This is a genomic window from Mesorhizobium sp. M7A.F.Ca.ET.027.03.2.1 (assembly GCF_003999175.1).
Lineage (GTDB): Bacteria > Pseudomonadota > Alphaproteobacteria > Rhizobiales > Rhizobiaceae > Mesorhizobium.
On record NZ_RZOM01001592.1, the window covers coordinates 1 to 882 of the forward strand.

Sequence of the window (882 nt, forward strand, 5' to 3'; positions counted from 1 at the left end):
GGCCAGGATCGGCGCCATCCTGTCGGCCATCTCCCATGCAGTCGCCAGCTCTTTCGACGCCTGCACGCCGGACTGGGTCAGCATCTCGTTGATCGTGAAGTCGCCATCATCCTTCCATGAGGTCCGGAGGCGGTCGATGAGATAGAGCCGCAGTTTTTCAACGGCTCCGTCATTCAGATCGGACCGGCTCGCAAGCAGCAGAATAAGGTATGCGCGGACCTCCTGTATGCCCGCCCTTGGCACCCTTACCGGGACCTGGATCAGCTTATCCAAATAGTCGGTGATGTGGCGCTGCGAGGGGCTGTTGAAGTGTTGACTGACGGCATGTCGGATCATGTCCTCGTCGGCGGCTACGACGAATGCACTGTTGGGCATGAACAGGAAAAGCCGCACGGCCTCCATGGTCTCTATGGCGTTTCGGGGCAAACAGCGGTCGAGGTTGTCGATGAAGACGACCATCGTTTTCCCGAGGTCCTGGAGAACAGCTTTGAATTCGGCACGAAATGCGTCGATCTCATCGGGCGGACCCTTCTCTTCCGCCTCGCGCAAGAGCGATGCACCGCGTGACTGGACGTCAGAGGCGGCATCCTTGACGGCTTCGAGGTTCGTGTCCTCTTGCGAACCCGAAAAAAGCGCGCCAGCGGCTGTCACACCTTTGGAAATCGCCCCGAAGGTGGGCACACCCATTGCCCAGGCGCCGGCCTCCAGCGCCACGCCCAAAAACCGTAGTTTGTTCACGCGCCCGATCAAGGATTTCGCTCTGTCCTTGAGGGCAGGCGGGGCCGCCTTTACAAGCGCACCGGAGATCACACTCATCAGTGCGGCGCGCGCGTCATCAAAGTCCTGATACATCCAAGCATCGAACTTGATGACGAGATAGCG

At 59.5% G+C, this 882-nt stretch carries 1 protein-coding gene; it reads right to left on the reverse strand.

Annotation, left to right across the window (positions count from 1 at the left end):
* Positions 1-882: P-loop NTPase fold protein (locus tag EN750_RS36660; RefSeq protein WP_245482929.1), on the reverse strand; the 882-nt coding region annotated here is incomplete at both ends.